Here is a 14,629-nt window from a genome sequence, read left to right as displayed (position 1 = left end):
GCGCGATCGCTTCGAGGACCCGGACGGGAACGCTCTAGGGACCGGTCGCCGGAAGCCCAGTGTACGGCGGGGTATCCAGCTTCGGCATCGGCAGACCGCATCGAGCCAGCTCAAGACGGGGAACACGGTCGAACCGGTACGTGGTGAACTCCGCGGAGTGCACCACGTTCGACACGAAAAGCCGAGGTGAGAGAGGCCGACGTATCGAACCCAACATCGCTTCGGTCCGCGGGCATGTGAGCGCCTCCACGGCCTCGGCGACCCAGTCCTGGCTCAGATACCGCGGGATGTACGGGTACCGCTTGAGCCAGGGCCCGTCGGCAATCATCCACTCCGGGAACAGATCCTTGTCGTGGCCGATACGTCCATCCGTGATGCGCGTGGTGTGCGCGGCCAACGGATTGGCCAACCCGATTTGGTCCACGATCCGCACATCCAGACCCAGGTTCATGCCGAGCATGCCCAAGTTGGTGAACAGGACCGCATGCGGCCCGCGGTAATCGTGTGGGATCGGGGGTGGCGGCGGAATGGCCGGCACCACATCCCACTGGTCGTAGTTCCCCGACGGCAGCAACAAAGCGCCATCTGGGGTGTTATCGATCGCCACCAGCACGGCCCGCATACGCGGGTAGTTCAGGTAGTCCGCGGCGGTCAGCGGATGCGCGACGCCGGTCGCCTGCGCGTAGAAGCGCCGCTCGTCGACGATGCCGCTGTAGGTGACCTTGGTGCCGTCACCTCCCATGCCCGGCGAGTTCGCCACCCACAACGCCCAACCGGCGATACCCGCGAAAAGCGCGATGGTGGCCCCGGTGAGCAGACGAGCCCGCTTGGGCGTGAAGGCCGCACTGTCCGGCGCCGCCAGCGGAACCACCGCGATGGGGAGCAGCATGCAGAACACCGGGGTCAACAGCACGCGCGCGTGCATGAAGTCCCCGCCTTGACGGATCCAGTACACACCCTGGACGAATCCGCTTGCAAGCATGAAAATGACTACGGCGGTGGGGTTTTGGACAAGCCGCGCCAACCACCCGTAACCGGGGGCAGCCACCTGACGCACCCACCATTGACCTCGGCGGGCCTGATAGGCAGCCACACCGAGCGCGATGAGCAGCACCGTCGGCACCCAGATGAGGTACGGGGAGTTCATGTTTTGCAGGTAGACGAAACCCTGTCCCCATTTGGAGCCCGAGGCGTCCTTGGCGATCGCCGTACTCGGCACCAAGAGGCCGTAGTAGCCCATCCGGAAAATCTGGTACAGCACGGGCAGCGCTCCGCCGGCCGCCACGATGTACACCCGGCTGGTGAACCCGCGGGCGGCGATCAGCATCATCACCAGGAAGCCACCCCCGACGAGGGCCAGCTCCGGACGGATCAGCACGCTCAGCCCGGCCATGAAGGCCAGCCCTACGGTGAATCGTCGACTGAGAACGTCTTTCTGGTCTTTTCGGTCGGCGTGCACGATCCGCGGGTCTACCGGCTGGTGTGGGCCGCCGCGTCGATCAAGGGTCACGGGCGCGCGCACGGCCTGCGCCCAGATCACCATCATGAGCCACAGTCCGCCCAAATATGCCAGCACCAAACCGTTTTCCAGGCCGGAGGTGGCGAAATCGCGGGCCGGCGGGATGGCGATGTACACCAGCATTCCGGCGGGCACCATGACCGCGGCACGCCCGGCAAGCAGCGGCGCGTATAGCCGCGCGGTGCCCAGAATCGCCAACGCGACGCCGACCAGGCTGAGCACCAGCGACAGGGCCAATGCCACGTACTCCAGGCGAATACCTCCGCCGGCCCAACCCCCCAGATACGTCAGGTAGGTCCACACCGTGGAGGTGTTGGCCTCCACCCGTTCTCCCTTGTTGAACACGGGACCGTTGCCCGCCAGTAGATTTCGCACGGTACGCAGCACGATGAGACCGTCATCTGCGATCCAGCGCCGCTGCCAGGCCCCCCAACCGAACAACACGGTCACGGTGAGGACGCTGACCCACACCGTGAAGCGGGTCAGGCCGTTCGTGCCCGGGCCGGGTTGGGTGTTAGGAGAAGTAGAAGGCCGCACCGAGCGATCCGATCCATGCGACGAACAGGAATTGCAACACCCTGTCCCCCAGAGCGATCTCCTCGGGCTCGCCCGCCTCGCCCCCATCGACATCGACCGCGTAACGCAGGATGGCGATGGTGAACGGGATCATCGATGCCACAAACCAGGATCCGGCGCGGTGGTCACGTTCGAAGGCCCACAGCCCGTAGCAGACCACGATCGCGGTGGCCGACAGCGTCCAGACGAACCGCAGGTAACTGGATGTGTACCCCTCGAGCGACTTACGGATCTTGGCACCGGTCTTCTCGACGATCTGCAATTCGGCATAGCGCTTACCCGCGGTCATCATGAGCGACCCGAAGGCCATGATCAGCAGGAACCATTGCGACAGATACACACCGGCGGCCACACCACCGGCGATCGCCCGAATGAGATACGCCGATGAGACGATGCAGATGTCGATGACCGGCTGGTGTTTGAGGCCAAAACAGTAGGCCAGCTGAATGGCGATATAGATCGCTATCACGATGACCAGGTTGAGGCTGACCCGAGAGGCGATGCCCAGTGACCCGGCGACCAACACGACCGCAAGCCCGTACGCGGCGGGTATCGGCAAAACCCCTGCGGCGATAGGCCGGAAACGCTTGGTGGGGTGCAGCCGGTCGGCCTCGACATCGCGGGCGTCGTTGATCAGGTAGATCGACGACGCCGCCATGCTGAAGGCGACAAAGGCGATGGCGACCCGGATGAAAATACCCCGGTAGTCGTGCGGCGAAATGTCGCCGAGCGCCGCCAACGGCGCCGCGAAAACCAGGACATTCTTCACCCACTGACGCGGGCGCAGCGCCTTGATGATCCCCGAAAGAAGATTCTTGGGCGGGCCCGCGGTGGGTGCCGGCTCCTCGCTCATACCTGTTCCTCCTTGAGCGCCAGGCGTGAGTCCGCCCGGCGAACGGCCGTGCCGATCAGCGCGCCTAGAGCAGCGCCGGCGGCCACATCTGTGGGGTAGTGCACGCCAAGAACCAACCGCGACAACGCCATCGGCGGAATCAGCAGAGCAGGCAACGGCAATCCGGTCAGCGGCGCCAAGAGCACTGCGGCGGCCGCAGTCGAGGTGGCGTGCGAGGAGGGGAAGCTCAACCGGCTCGGGGTACCGACGTTCACCCGCACCGCCTCATGGCTGGGGCGACGCCGGCGCACCACACGTTTGATGATCACCGACGCAGCATGAGCGCCAAAGGCGCCGGCGCCGGCCGCCAACCAGCTGCGCCGACGGGGCTTGTCTCTCCAGTTGATGGCGGCGCCTATCAGCGCCGCGGCCACCCAACCGATGCTGTGCTCGCCGAAGTGCGACAGGCCGCGGGCAGTGCTGAGCACCCCGGGCCGGCCGGCGAGGGCCGACTGCACGGCGACGAGAACCGCAGTCTCCCCCTGGGGCGCGGTCACCTCGCCCGGCAGCAGACCGGTCATGCACTCACCCCGGACGATGTCGACCGAGCAGCTGGATCGTCTTTACCGATGCCGAGGATGTTCTCCCACTGCTCTTTACTGGTCAGCGTCGGCAGCGCGTTGCGGTAGGTCTTGCGCATCTTGTTGAAATTACGCATCAGCTGTAGGTGGCGACGCGCCGACGCGCGCAGCAGATCGAACATCTTGGCCCGATCACGCTGGCGGTACACCACGCCCCGCCCGTCGGCGGTGGTGACGGTGACTCCGTCGACGCGGCACAGCAGGAACCAACGGGCATCCTGGGTCGCCACGTTCAGCTCCGGGCGCACGTGATGCTCGGGGTTTTCCTTCTTGAGCTGGTGGATCACACCGCGGGACAACCGTAACCCGATGGCGGGCAAGGAAACCGGTGGCTTGTGCACCTTGCGGCGTCCGGAAGGCGATGGCAGCGAGGTGGCTGTCGGGAGTACGACGGCGTCCGGGAACTGCTGACGCATCTTGCGCACGTCGGGCAACGCCGACTCCAGGATCGACGCGATGTGCTCGGGCCCGGCCAGGAAGTCGTCGATGGCCTGGTTCTGGATGGCGACCGTGGAGTACTCCAAGCACAGTAAGTGCTTGAGGGTGGCCTTCAGCGAGCTGGCAAGCAGACCGCGGATCGGGTTGTCCCAATGCAGAGCCGCCACCACCAGTCGGTTTCGCAGGTGGAAGTAGGCCTGCCAGTCGATGGCGTCGTCCTTGTCGCTCCAGGCCATATGCCAGATCGCGGTGCCCGGCATCGATGCCGTGCCGTAGCCGTGCTCGTTGGCGCGAAGCCCGTACTCGACGTCATCCCACTTGATGAAAAGCGGCAACGGTTGGCCCAGCTCCTCAGCGACAGCGCGGGGGATCATGCACATCCACCAGCCGTTGAAGTCGACGTCGATGCGGCGGTGCAGCAGCTTGCTGCGGTCTTGTTCGATGTCGTCGAGCGCGAACTTGGCGAAGTCGTGGTCGTATTCGGCGAACGGCGCTTTGCTCCACATGAAGTTGTCGCGGTTGACCATCTCGCCCATCACATGGAGATGAGAAGGCTCCTGCAAGTTGAGCATCTGGCCACCGACGAGCATGGGGGACTTGGCAAAACGGCTCAACGCCAGCGCCCGCAGGATCGAATCCGGCTCGATCCGGATATCGTCATCCATGTAGAGGATCTGCTCGCAGTCGGTGTTCTTGAGCGCCTCGTACATGACCCGGCTGTAGCCGCCCGAACCGCCGAGGTTGGGCTGGTCATGCACCCGCAGCCGGCCCTCCAGCGGACCGGAGGCAGCCGCCCATTCCGGGTGGTCCTTGACCTTCTTGATGCCCTGGTCGGGGACGACGACGGCGGTGATCACCTTGTCCACCAAAGGATCCGAGGTAAGGGCCTTCAGCGCGTTCACGCAGTCGTTCGGCCGATTGAAGGTTGGGATGCCGACGGTGATGCTGGCGCGGCCGGGTGCTGCGGTCGGGGCGTACCAGCCCGCGTTGTGCACCGCAACCTCGGTGTCAGAGGTGATGTCGAACCAGATCCAGCCACCGTCTTCGAACGCGTCCAGGCCGATCTCGAATTCGATCACCGCATTGGCGCCGCTGAACTGTGTGCCGCCCACCGTGATTCGCGCACCGGTGGCCTTGGTCCGGTACACGTCGACGCGGCCGGCGCCGGACAGCTCGATGTGCAGCACGACGTTGTCCAGCGTCGACCAACGCCGCCAGTAGCTGGCCGGGAACGCGTTGAAGTAGGTGGCGAACGAAACCTCTGACTCCGCACCGATCTCCAGCGTGGTGCGGGTGGGGGCGTGCGCACGCCGGTCGTTGGTCTCGGACTCGACGATGTAGAGCTTGCGCACGTCGAGGGGCTCGCCCGGCCGGGGCAGGATCACCCGGGACAGCAGGCTCACCGCATGCGATTCAGTCGAATCGATGGGACCGAATGGGATGTCACTCATTGTCGTCACCTCCGGACAGGGGAGCACCGTCGGCCAGATGCGGCGCGAGCACGTTGTCGTACATGCTCAGCGCACTGGCTATCGCCATGTGCATATCGAGATATTGATAGGTTCCCAGCCGGCCACCGAACAGCACCTTGGACGAGGCGGTCTCCTGCTTGGCGCGGGCGCGGTAGGCGGTCAGGGTGGCCCGATCGGATTCGGTGTTGATCGGGTAGTACGGCTCGTCGGTCCCCTCGGCGAACCGCGAGAATTCCCGCATGATGACGGTCTTATCCGTCGGGTAAGCCCGTTCCGGATGGAAGTGGCGGAACTCGTGGATCCGGGTGTAGGGCACGTCGGCGTCGTTGTAGTTCATCACCGGGGTGCCCTGGAAGTCTCCGGTCTCGAGCACCTCAACCTCGAAATCAAGTGTGCGCCAGCCCAATCGGCCATCGACATAGTCGAAGTAGCGGTCCAGCGGACCGGTGTACACGACGGGCGCCGACGGGTTCGCGGCGCGAATATCGTCCCGCACCTGGAACCAGTCGGTGTCCAAGCGCACCTCGATGCGGTCGTCGGCGGCCATGTTCTGCAGCCAGGCGGTGTATCCGTCGACCGGTAGGCCTTCGTAGGTGTCGTTGAAGTACCGGTTGTCGAAGGTGTAGCGCACCGGCAGGCGGGTGATGTTGCCCGCGGGCAGCTCCTTGGGGTCGGTCTGCCACTGCTTGGCGGTGTACGCCTTGACGAAGGCCTCGTACAACGGGCGCCCGATGAGCGATATCGCCTTTTCCTCGAGGTTGGTGGCGTCTTCGGTGGCGATCTCGGCGGCCTGCTCGGCAATCAGTGCCCGCGCCTGGTCGGGGGTGAAGTAGCGGCCGAAGAACTGAGACACCAGCCCCAGGCCCATCGGGAACTGATAGGACTGCCCGTTGTGCATCGCGAAGACGCGGTGCTGATATCCGGTGAACTCGGTGAACTGGCGCACGTAGTCCCACACCCTCTTATTAGAGGTATGGAACAGGTGCGCACCGTACTTGTGTACCTCTATACCGGTCTGAGGTTCCGGCTCGGAATACGCGTTACCGCCGATGTGATGGCGGCGCTCGATGACAAGCACTCGCTTGTCGAGTTGGGTCGCGGCGCGCTCAGCGATGGTGAGGCCGAAAAACCCGGATCCGACGACGATCAGGTCGAACTGTTGGTTTTCTCCGGTCACGTGCAGTCAGGGTACTGGACCGGTACCGCAAGCCCCGGACAGCGACATCCGCCCCGCGAAGAACGGGAGTACCCGGGTTCGCAGGTACGGATCCGGTCGCAATTGGCTCACGATTTGGTTTCGTCCCATTAGTCACACCAGTAACTCTGGTTACCATCGAAAGCGTCGGTTCCGGTGCCGATCCGCCGATCCGACACCCGCGGGAAATCCCGCGACAGAAAACGCAAAACCGCAGAACACCATAAGTGATCGACCCGATATTGAGGAGACTTCCGTGCCTAACAGTCGCCGCCGCCGGCTTTCGACAGCCTTGAGCTCGGTCGCCGCGCTGGCCGTCGCAAGTCCGTTTGCCATTGCCCTCGCGACCAACATGACCCAGGCCGCCGCGCCCGCGCCTTCACAGCAGGAATTCGTGCAGGCCGCGATCGTGTCGGACCTCCCCGGTGAGGTCATGGGCGCAGTTCAACAAATGACGTCACAGTTCGGCGTGCAGATCCCCGGGTTGTCCGGTCTCAACATCCCCGGCCTGGGTGGCGGGGGGCTCGGCAGCCTCGGCGGTGCCAACCCCGCGCTCTCTCCCGGTGGGCTCACCACGCCGGGCGGACTGACCAGCCCGTCGTCGTCGCTGACCAACCCGGCGTTGACCAACCCCGGACTCACCAGCCCCGGACTCACCAGCCCGGGCGCTACCACCACCCCGAGCCTCACCGACCCGGCGTTGACGAACCCCGGACTGACCAACCCGGCCGCTCCGGCGAGCACCCCGGGACTCACCGGCACCGGCCCGACGGGCGTGAACCCGGCGCTCACCGATCCGGCCGCGGGGCTGACCTCACCCGGTGGTGAGGTCCCGATCACGCCGAACCCGGCGCTCGGCACCGGACTGACCAACCCGGCGCTTGCCGATCCCTCACTGGCGGGCCTCGGTACCCCCAGCGCACTCGGGGGCGGCAGCGGACTCGGTGGCGGCAGCAGCCTGATCAGCGACGCGATGGGAGCGGTGAACCAGCTGGGCATCACCCAGGCGGTTGACCTCATCAAGGGCGCCATCCCGGCGGCCGCCTCCGCGGCGGCTCCGCCGGCCGGATAAGTCACACACAAGCTAGATAGCGAAACGGCACCGCAGGGCACAGAGGCTCTGCGGTGTCGTTGCGTGTGACCAACCCGCCAAATATCAAGATCGACATTTGACGCGTGTCGAATCACTAGTCACATTTGTCCCATACGTAACATCCCTGGTGGTCGTGTCGCTCCATGCGGCGCGTCCGGTGTGATCCAGGAGAGACGACGTGCCAGTACGAGTCAGCAAGATGCCCATGCGACGGCAGCTTGCGCTGGCTCTTGCCGCGACCGCGACGGTAATGACCGTCAGCGTGGTCGATCACCTCAAAACCGAACAGGCCGAAGAGACTGCCATCACCTCGCAGTCACTACAGAATTCCGCGACTCACGAGGTCCTGACCGCAGAGGTCGGACTTCCCGGTCTGAACACACCCGCCACCGTGCACGACATCCAACAGGCCGACTCCTTCAGCCTCGTCGCGGTCCGCGGCGAGGACCTGGCCTCCGTCAATGTGTCCGTGCGGGCGCGACAGACTGATGGCGGCTGGGGGCAGTGGTACGAGCTCCACCCCGTTGAGTCCGGCGATCCCGTGGCCCCGGACAAGGCCATCCCCGCGGCCACAGAGCCGGTGTTCGTCGGCTCCACCCATTCCGCTCAGATCGCCGTGCAATCCAGATACGGCGCGAACGTGAAGGCGCCGAAGGCCGGCGGCGGCGACCCCGGCCTGGGTTACCGGCCGGCCAGCATCGAGCAGCCGCTGACTACCGGGCTCGACGCCATCTTGATCAGCCCCAAGCTGGCACCACCCGACGGTGCGCGGTTCGAAGAGCGCTGGTCGGCGCCGATAGCGTTGCCCCAGGCAGGCCCGCGCATCATCACTCGCGCCCAATGGGGAGCCAACGAATCGGACCGATGCCCACCGGTTTACAACAGGGACGTGCGCGCGGGGGTGGTCCACCACACCGCCGGAAGCAACAACTACTCGCCCTACGACTCCGCCGCCATCATCCGGGCCATCTACGCGTATCACACCAAAACCCTCAAATGGTGCGACATCGCCTACAACGTGCTGGTGGACAAGTACGGACAGATCTTCGAGGGCCGTTTCGGCGGCATCACCAACAACGTGCAGGGCGCTCATACCGGCGGATTCAACGAGCACAGCTGGGGGCTGGCGCTGATCGGCGACTTCACTCGCGAAGAGCCCTCTCCCGCAATGCTGCAGTCCGCCGGCCGCATGCTGGGCTGGCGTCTGCGGCTCGCCGGAGTGGATCCACGCGGCCAGGTGGACCTGGCGTCGGAGGGCGGCCCCTTCACCACCGTGCCCGGAGGAAAAGTCGTCACGCTACCAACGATTTTCACGCACCGAGACGTCGGCAACACCGAATGCCCGGGTGAGGCCGCATACCGCTTGATACCCCGCCTGCGCGATATCGCCGCAGGCGCCGCCAACGGAGAGCCACCCGATCTGGTCGACGCGATGCGCGGCGGCGCCATCTATGACACCTGGATGCGCTTGGGCAGCACCGACAGTTCCCTCGGTGCACCCACATCCACTGAGCAACAGGCCGCCGGTGATGCCCGCTTCGCCACCTTCCGCAATGGCGCCATGTACTTCTCTCCCGGCACGGGCACCCACCCGGTCGTCGGGGCGATCTACCACGCCTGGGCCGAAACAGATTTCGAGCGGGGGTCGCTGGGGCTCCCGGTGACCGACGAGGTGGGCGAACCGAACATCATCGTGCAGAACTTCCAGAACGGCTCCCTGATCTACGACCGGGCCAGCGGCCGGGTCTCAAGCGTGATCAACGGAGAGACCCGCGAGATCCTCGGAGTAGCACCGGTGGCACAAAGCGCTTTGCCCGAACAGTTCTCGGCTCCTGCGGCACCGGCAGCACCGCCGCCGCCCGCACCGGCTCCGCCTCCTCCGCCGCCCCCCGTAGAACAGTTCGCACCCGCCGCCTAGCGCCGGACGCACCTAAAAGATCTCAGCCCCACCAGCGTTCGAGAACCTTGGCCACCCCGTCGTCGTCGTTGGTGGCAGTGATCTCATCGGCGGCGGCCCGCGCATCCGGGTGCGCGTTACCCATCGCCACCCCGTGCCCGGCCCAGCGCAACATGGCTACGTCATTGGGCATATCGCCGAAGGCGATGATCGATTCCGGCTGCACCCCAAGCTGATTCGCTACCACAGCGATTCCGCTGGCCTTGCTTATCCCGGTGGGCATCACCTCGATGAGCCCGTTGTCCGTGGAATAGGTGATGGCCGCACCTGCCTCGGTCACCAGGGGCGCGAGGACCTCGGCCATGTCTGCGCTACGGGCTCCGGCCTTGCGCACCAACAGCTTCACCGCGGGAAAGCTCAACAGGTCGTCCAACGACACCTCGGTGTTATCGGGATTCAGCCAGGCGTGCTCGTACCCGGGCGAGCTGACGAACTGCGGTGTCGCAGCGTCGTGCGCACTGCGGCCGACCCGCTCCACCGCCAGGCCCACCCCGGGAATGGCTGCTTGGGTGACCTCGGCCAGCACGGCGAGCTCCGCCGGACCGAGCGCTGCCGCCGAGATGATCCGGTCACTGTCCGCGTCGTACAAAACGGAGCCGTTGGCGCACACCGAGATCGGCGCGAAGCCGAGGGCGTCGACGATGGGGGTGATCCAACGGGGCGGACGGCCGGTGGCCAGGACGAACGTGCTGCCCGATTCGACCGCGGCGGTGATGACTGCGCGGGTGCGCGCCGACAGCAGCTCGTCGGAATCGATCAGCGTCCCGTCCACGTCGGACGCGATGAGAGTGGGAGGAGTCACGTGCGGTCCGGCCCTGTCTTCTTCTGGGCCCGCTTACGGGCGCGTTCTGCCAATTCCGCCGCATCGAGCGCGGCGGCTTCCTCCAGCGTGGGAGCGCTGCCGCCCAGGCGCCTGGGCAGCCAGTACGCGCCGGGCTCTTTCGGGTAGTCCTGCTGCGCCAGCGTCAGCAGTTGCTCCATGGCGTGGTGCAACCCGGCGGTCGTACGCTCGAAGTCCGGGGATGCGTCCAGTGGCGGACCGACTGCGACGTTGACGGGGATTCTTCTGTGGCCCAGGTTTTTTGGATGATCCTTGGTCCAGATGCGCTGAGCTCCCCAGACGATGAGCGGAACGATCGGCACACCGGCCTCATGCGCCATTCGGGCGGCGCCGCTCTTGAACTCCTTGAGCTCGAAGCTGCGGCTGATGGTGGCCTCCGGGTACACCCCGACGATCTCGCCACTGCGCAGGCTGTCCACCGCCGCCTCGTAGGCGCCGTGGCCCGCGCTGCGGTCAACGGGAATCGCCTTGGCATGTTTGATCAGGAAGTTCATGATGGGCACCTCCTGCATCTCTGCCTTGAGCATGAACCGCAGCCGTCGCCCGGCGCGGACCGTCGCCAAACCCGCGGGAAGGAAGTCGACGTAACTGGTGTGGTTGATCGCGATCACCGCACCTCCGCCGGACGGAACCTGCTCCAGACCTCGATATCTGATCGTGGTCCCCGTGAGGAGGACCGCCGTATTGGCCGTGATTTCGAGGAGTCGGTAGACCGGTTCCATCTAGCCGTCTTTCTGTGCCCCATCCTGCTGGGCCTGCTTTTCTGCGTCGCGGGCGGCACGTTGTGCCTTGCGCTCGGCAGCGTCCTGGGCGTCCCACTGCGCGGCCTCGGCCAGCGTCGGCGCGGAACCGCCCAGCCGATGCGGCACCCAGTATTCGCCGGCAGGATGCTGACCGTAGTCGTCCTGCACTTCCAGCAGCAGATGCTGCATGCGTGCGTGCAGCAGCGCGGTGAGCTCCGCGACCGGCAATGTCGGCGGGATCGGTGCGCCCACCGCAATCGAGATCGGCGTATTGGTGCGACCGAGATTCTTGGGATGCCCCTTGGTCCAGATCCGCTGTGCGCCCCAGACGACGTGCGGAACGATCGGCACGCCGGCCTCGATGGCCATGCGTGCCGCCCCCGATTTGAATTCCTTGATCTCGAAGCTGCGGCTGATGGTGGCTTCCGGATAGACCCCGACCAGCTCACCCGCCTTGAGCTTGTCGACAGCCTCAGCATAGGACGCGGCACCGTCTACGCGGTCAACGGAAATATGCCGACAGCCCCGCATGATGGGGCCGGTGATCTTGTTGTCGAAGGTTTCCTTCTTGGCCATGAAGCGCACCTTGCGTCCCTTTTTCTGAAGGAACGCCGGTAGCCCGGCGAAGGTGAAATCCATGTACCCGGTGTGGTTGATCGCCACCACCGCCCCGCCTTCGGTCGGCAGGTTCTCGACACCCGTAACGGTGAATTTCAGGCCTTGAACGGCCCAGACGGTACGGGCAAGCCCGATCACCGTTCCATAGACAGGCTCCACGTGACGAGCCTAGCGCTGGCGGCCCGCTCAGTGCACTCGGATACCCGCCTAACGCTGAACCCCACCGCCGCCGTCAGCCACGATCACCTGGCCCGTGATGAACGAACCCGCGTCCGACAGCAGCAACAGCGCCGGGCCGACCATCTCGTCGGTGTGTGCCACACGTCCCATAAAGGATTGCGCGGCCATCGCGTCGATGATCTCCTGCGGGTTCTGCTGCAGCATGTAGGTGTCGACCGTGCCGGGAGCCAGCGCGTTCACTCGGATGCCGCGACCGGTGTATTCGACGGCCATCGACCGGGTGAAGGCCATCAGAGTGGCTTTCATGGCCGCATACATCGACAGCATCGGCACGTACTGAAACGCCGCCACCGACACCACGTTGAGCACCGAAGCGTGCTCACTGGCGGTCAGATGCGGCAGTGCTGCTTGCACCAGAAACACCGGACCACGCACGTTGACGTCGAAGGACTTACCCAGCGCCTCCGGCGTATAGCTGCCCATGGGCTGCGCGACCGGGTTCGCGGCGGCGTTCACCACGATGTCGACACCGCCGTACTCGTCGACCGTGCTCGCGACCAGCCTGTCGATATCACCCAGGTCACCCATGTGGGCGGGCACGCCGAGTGCGCGATACCCCTTGTCTTGTAGCTCCTTTGCCGCAGCGGCACAGGCGTCGGCCTTCCGGCTGGACACCACGACCGATGCCCCACAGGCGCCGAGAGCCTCGGCAATCGCGTACCCGATTCCGCGAGTGCCGCCGGTGACGATGGCGGTACGTCCCGACAAGTCGTAGAGCGCTTGGAAGTCATTGAGGTTCACGTCCGGCACGCTACCCGCCGACCGACGGCGGGCAGCCTGGAAACCTCTCTACAGGCCGGCCAGCTGCGGAAGTGTCGCGTGGGCGATGAGGAAGTAGATGATCAGGCCGGTTCCGTCAACGAGGGTGGTGATCATCGGGGCAGATACCACCGCAGGGTCGACTTTGAGCTTTTGGAGCAGGGGCGGCAGGAGCGATGCCACCAACGCCGTCCATAAGACGATGGCGAAGAGCGTCAAAGAGACGGTGATGGCGATCTCCTTGCCGACACCGAGAGTCCAGGCCCGCATGATGCCTGCGCCGGCCATCGTCAACGCAACAAGGACGCCTGTCGACAATTCGTTGAACAAAACGCGGGGCAAATCGCGTATGTGGAACTGGCCGGTGGCCATGGCGCGTATCAGGCTGGTGGTGATCTGAGTTCCGGTGTTTCCGCCGGTACCGATCAGCAGCGGGATGAAGAAGGCCAACGACACCGCCGCCTCGAGCTCGTCCTCGAACGCCTTCAGCACTGTGCCGGTGTATGCCTCGGCGACGAACAACACCAGAAGCCACACAATGCGTTTGCGCCATAGATGTGCCGGCGAAGCACGCACGTAGGGCACGTCAAGAGGCTCCGACCCACCTTGACGTTCCGCGTCTTCGGTGGCCTCTTCGATCAGGATGTCGTCGGCGGCCTCGGCGGTCAACACCCCGAGCACCTCGCCCTGATCATCGACGATCGGCAACGCCAACAGGTCGTAATCGATCAGAATTCGAGCAGCGTGCTCCGCGTCGGTAAGCGGCCCCACCCGAATCGGGTCCTCGCTCATGAACTGTGCCACAGTCTGATTCGGGTCTGCCAGGACCAGATCATCGAAGCCGACCGCCGCTAGCAGGTGCCGATCGGCGTCGGTCACATAGATCTGGCCTGTACCACCATGAACTTTGCCGCCCCCGCTGCGGCTTTGCGCCCGCACGGATTCTTGGGCCGCGGGCACCTTCAACTCGGGACCGATGGTGAACACATCCGGAATCATGTGAGCCGCTACCGATTCCGGCGGCCACTGCAACACCGCTTCGAGTGCCTCGACATACTCCGGGCTCAGGGTCTGCAGGAGCGCCTTTCGGCGGACACCCCCCAACTGCCGCACGATGTCGGCAGCCGTGTCGTAGTCAAGGGCCTCAAAGAACCGGCCGCACCGTTCTACACCTGCAGCACGCACAACCTGGGCCGCGGCGTGCGCGTCTAGAGATCCCAGCAGTTCGGGGCCGGTCTGTTCATCCAGCAGTGAAACCAGATGCACGATTTGCTCTTTGGACATCTGGGCAACCATTCGGCTGCGCTCCGCAGTGCCGGCTAAACGAAGCCATTCCGACACCGCACGCGCAGAATTGAGCGCGCTGGCGCGAACCGGCAACACCCCCAACACTCCGAGATCCATATTCGACTTCGACATCACGATCCTCTCTACGCCCACAGGCCCTGCAGCATCCTGACGCGCAGGATGCTGCCAGCCACCACGGATTACCGGGGCCTCGATTAGCCGGGATTCACACCCGGTATGCCCGCGCCGTCTAACGAATCCACAATCCAAAGTGGCCCGGGCGCAGACATATTGACACAGAGAACGAGGCCTGGCCATCCAACCGATTCTGCGCGGTGAAACTTCGCACCCCTGGGTGCCCGATCACGCTCAGCGCCACAACGCCAGAGGCTGGTGACGACCAGCGGTGTTAGGCGTT

12 protein-coding genes are annotated in these 14,629 nt (G+C 65.0%); 2 read left to right on the top strand and 10 right to left on the bottom strand.

Features of this window, described 5'->3' with window-relative positions; all coding sequences use genetic code 11:
- Window positions 1-34 precede the first annotated feature (34 nt).
- The 5 genes from zomB to glf are packed head-to-tail and all read right to left on the bottom strand — an operon-like array spanning window position 35 to window position 6,655.
- The gene (gene zomB / locus MSTE_RS00880) at window positions 35-2,056 is read right to left on the bottom strand and encodes a flagellar motor control protein ZomB (RefSeq protein WP_096498386.1); all 2,022 of its coding nucleotides are present in this window, start codon (window positions 2,054-2,056) and stop codon (window positions 35-37) included.
- Window positions 2,034-2,948, bottom strand: a complete 915-nt coding sequence (locus MSTE_RS00875) for a decaprenyl-phosphate phosphoribosyltransferase (RefSeq protein ID WP_096498385.1) — start codon at window positions 2,946-2,948, stop codon at window positions 2,034-2,036. Before MSTE_RS00875 ends, zomB begins: the two co-directional genes overlap by 23 nt.
- Complete coding sequence (locus MSTE_RS00870; RefSeq protein WP_096498384.1) at window positions 2,945-3,508, bottom strand: phosphatase PAP2 family protein; 564 nt, start codon at window positions 3,506-3,508, stop codon at window positions 2,945-2,947. Before MSTE_RS00870 ends, MSTE_RS00875 begins: the two co-directional genes overlap by 4 nt.
- Window positions 3,505-5,457, bottom strand: a complete 1,953-nt coding sequence (locus MSTE_RS00865; RefSeq protein ID WP_096498383.1) for a glycosyltransferase — start codon at window positions 5,455-5,457, stop codon at window positions 3,505-3,507. Before MSTE_RS00865 ends, MSTE_RS00870 begins: the two co-directional genes overlap by 4 nt.
- Window positions 5,450-6,655 (bottom strand): UDP-galactopyranose mutase, encoded by a 1,206-nt coding sequence (gene glf / locus MSTE_RS00860; protein WP_162291341.1) that lies wholly within the window; start codon window positions 6,653-6,655, stop codon window positions 5,450-5,452. The genes MSTE_RS00865 and glf overlap by 8 nt, the downstream gene beginning before the upstream one ends.
- A 274-nt stretch (window positions 6,656-6,929) precedes the next feature.
- Between glf and MSTE_RS25375 the strand changes: the two genes are divergently transcribed.
- A complete protein-coding gene (locus MSTE_RS25375; RefSeq protein ID WP_096498381.1) occupies window positions 6,930-7,745 on the top strand; it encodes a hypothetical protein in 816 nt (271 codons plus the stop codon).
- 199 nt (window positions 7,746-7,944) lie between these two features.
- Window positions 7,945-9,684 (top strand): N-acetylmuramoyl-L-alanine amidase, encoded by a 1,740-nt coding sequence (locus MSTE_RS00850; RefSeq protein WP_162291340.1) that lies wholly within the window; start codon window positions 7,945-7,947, stop codon window positions 9,682-9,684.
- Between the two features lie 22 nt (window positions 9,685-9,706).
- On the opposite strand, the gene MSTE_RS00845 is transcribed toward MSTE_RS00850, so the two are convergent.
- From MSTE_RS00845 to mgtE, 5 genes are read right to left on the bottom strand one after another with little or no spacing between them, the layout of a single operon-like run.
- Window positions 9,707-10,525, bottom strand: a complete 819-nt coding sequence (locus MSTE_RS00845) for a Cof-type HAD-IIB family hydrolase (RefSeq protein ID WP_096498379.1) — start codon at window positions 10,523-10,525, stop codon at window positions 9,707-9,709.
- The gene (locus MSTE_RS00840) at window positions 10,522-11,286 is read right to left on the bottom strand and encodes a lysophospholipid acyltransferase family protein (RefSeq protein ID WP_096498378.1); all 765 of its coding nucleotides are present in this window, start codon (window positions 11,284-11,286) and stop codon (window positions 10,522-10,524) included. The genes MSTE_RS00845 and MSTE_RS00840 overlap by 4 nt, the downstream gene beginning before the upstream one ends.
- Window positions 11,287-12,084 carry a lysophospholipid acyltransferase family protein gene (locus MSTE_RS00835; protein ID WP_096498377.1) on the bottom strand — a complete coding sequence of 266 codons (798 nt, stop codon included), beginning with the start codon at window positions 12,082-12,084 and terminating at the stop codon, window positions 11,287-11,289.
- A gap of 48 nt (window positions 12,085-12,132) precedes the next feature.
- Window positions 12,133-12,906, bottom strand: coding sequence for an SDR family NAD(P)-dependent oxidoreductase (locus MSTE_RS00830; protein WP_096498376.1), 774 nt, complete (start codon window positions 12,904-12,906; stop codon window positions 12,133-12,135).
- A 48-nt stretch (window positions 12,907-12,954) separates the two neighbouring features.
- Window positions 12,955-14,328: a magnesium transporter gene (gene mgtE, locus MSTE_RS00825; protein WP_096498375.1), complete on the bottom strand. Its 1,374-nt coding sequence runs from the start codon at window positions 14,326-14,328 to the stop codon at window positions 12,955-12,957.
- Window positions 14,329-14,629 lie beyond the last annotated feature (301 nt).

It is taken from the genome of [Mycobacterium] stephanolepidis (genome assembly GCF_002356335.1).
GTDB classification, from domain to species: domain Bacteria; phylum Actinomycetota; class Actinomycetes; order Mycobacteriales; family Mycobacteriaceae; genus Mycobacterium; species Mycobacterium stephanolepidis.
The sequence above is the reverse complement of the archived record's forward strand: the minus strand, read 5'-3'. Positions and strand labels throughout refer to the sequence as shown.

Coding starts and splice junctions, on each gene's coding strand:
- MSTE_RS00865 (WP_096498383.1), bottom strand. CDS start 5,457: ATGAGTGACATCCCATTCGGTCCCATCGATTCGACTGAATCGCATGCG.
- MSTE_RS00870 (WP_096498384.1), bottom strand. CDS start 3,508: ATGACCGGTCTGCTGCCGGGCGAGGTGACCGCGCCCCAGGGGGAGACT.
- MSTE_RS00875 (WP_096498385.1), bottom strand. CDS start 2,948: ATGAGCGAGGAGCCGGCACCCACCGCGGGCCCGCCCAAGAATCTTCTT.
- mgtE (WP_096498375.1), bottom strand. CDS start 14,328: ATGGATCTCGGAGTGTTGGGGGTGTTGCCGGTTCGCGCCAGCGCGCTC.
- MSTE_RS00840 (WP_096498378.1), bottom strand. CDS start 11,286: ATGGAACCGGTCTACCGACTCCTCGAAATCACGGCCAATACGGCGGTC.